The sequence below is a fragment of the Oleiphilus sp. HI0079 genome (assembly GCF_001635105.1).
This window is the reverse complement of sequence record NZ_LWFT01001118.1, coordinates 1-657: the sequence shown is the minus strand read 5'-3', so window position 1 is coordinate 657 and position 657 is coordinate 1. Positions and strand designations below refer to the sequence as shown.

The following is a 657-nucleotide window of genomic DNA, read 5'->3' as shown; positions in this document are numbered from 1 at the left end:
AGCCCGTTCCATAAATGCTTTTTGCCATTTTTGGGATATTCGTAGAAGCCGCCGCCCGCCAGTTTTCCTGGACGACTTGCCTCCATTTCTTTTCGCCAGTAGACAAAATGCCATTGGTCGAAATCATTTGTGGTGCGCAAACCTCTGATGAGACGCTCGCGCGTGCATATGATTTCGTTCAACAGATTTCAAAGGTGCCTATTGTCGTTAACGATAGCCGTGGATTTTATACGTCGCGCGTCTTTGGTACGTATGCGAACGAGGGCATCGCGATGTTAGGGGAGGGTGTCTCTCCTTCGGCGGTCGAAAACGCAGCATTTCTCTCAGGCTTCCCGGTAAGTCCACTTGCTGTGACCGATGAAGTAAGCATGACGTTAATGGAGAAGATCCGTAATCAAACGATCAAAGACTTAGAAGCTGAGGGCAAGCCATACCGCGCTCATCCCGCCGATGCGGTTGTCGATAAGATGCTTGAGGCAAGTCGTCCAGGAAAACTGGCGGGCGGCGGCTTCTACGAATATCCCAAAAATGGCAAAAAGCATTTATGGAACGGGCTGCCTGAGCTATTTGGTGGCCAAGCAGACTTCGAACTGAAAGATTTACAAGACCGGCTGCTCTACATTCAAGCCATTGAGACTGTTCGCTGCCTGGAAGAGA

General features: G+C 50.1%; 2 protein-coding genes. One reads left to right on the top strand and one right to left on the bottom strand.

Going from position 1 to position 657, the window contains the following annotated elements; translation table 11 throughout:
* On the bottom strand, nucleotides 1-182 hold a 182-nt coding region (locus A3750_RS26990; RefSeq protein WP_231871897.1), incomplete at its 3' end, for a hypothetical protein.
* On the opposite strand from A3750_RS26990, the gene A3750_RS19885 reads away from it, so the two are divergent.
* Nucleotides 108-657, top strand: a 550-nt coding sequence (locus A3750_RS19885; protein WP_231871896.1) for a 3-hydroxyacyl-CoA dehydrogenase family protein, incomplete at its 3' end; no start/stop codon positions are given. The genes A3750_RS26990 and A3750_RS19885 overlap by 75 nt on opposite strands.